General features: G+C 53.3%; 1 rRNA gene. It reads left to right on the top strand.

Going from position 1 to position 330, the window contains the following annotated elements:
* A 16S ribosomal RNA gene (locus tag NATSA_RS15355) occupies positions 1 to 330 on the top strand; the annotation flags it as partial.

Raw genomic sequence — 330 nt, 5'->3', positions numbered from 1 at the left:
GGTACCTGCAATCCTGGAGGTGTCAGCCGCCGCGGTAATACGTAGGTGGCAAGCGTTGTCCGGATTTACTGGGTGTAAAGGGCGCGCAGGCGGGAATGCAAGTCAGATGTGAAATCCATGGGCTCAACCCATGAACTGCATTTGAAACTGTAGATCTTGAGTGTCGGAGAGGCAATCGGAATTCCTAGTGTAGCGGTGAAATGCGTAGATATTAGGAGGAACACCAGTGGCGAAGGCGGCCTACTGGACGACAACTGACGCTGAGGCGCGAAAGCGTGGGGAGCAAACAGGATTAGAAACCCCTGTAGTCCAGAAGTGGCTTCCAGTTAA

Origin of the sequence: Natronogracilivirga saccharolytica (assembly GCF_017921895.1) — a bacterium.
GTDB lineage: Bacteria > Bacteroidota > Rhodothermia > Balneolales > Natronogracilivirgulaceae > Natronogracilivirga > Natronogracilivirga saccharolytica.
Note: the sequence above shows the minus strand (reverse complement) of the source record. Positions and strands in the feature narration are given on the sequence as shown.